The 211-nt window shown below is 52.6% G+C and carries 1 rRNA gene; it reads left to right on the top strand.

What is annotated here, in order from left to right:
* Positions 1-211: ribosomal RNA gene (locus LCF57_RS04570) — 16S ribosomal RNA — on the top strand; the annotation flags it as partial.

The raw sequence follows: 211 nt of genomic DNA, 5'->3' as shown, positions 1-211 counted from the left end.
GGAATTGACGGGGACCCGCACAAGCAGTGGAGTATGTGGTTTAATTCGAAGCAACGCGAAGAACCTTACCAGGTCTTGACATCCCTCTGACCGGTCTAGAGATAGACCTTTCCTTCGGGACAGAGGAGACAGGTGGTGCATGGTTGTCGTCAGCTCGTGTCGTGAGATGTTGGGTTAAGTCCCGCAACGAGCGCAACCCTTATGCTTAGTT

The organism is Paenibacillus sp. BJ-4, assembly GCF_020404765.1.
GTDB lineage: Bacteria > Bacillota > Bacilli > Paenibacillales > Paenibacillaceae > Paenibacillus.
This window is presented reverse-complemented; position numbering and strand designations above follow the sequence as displayed.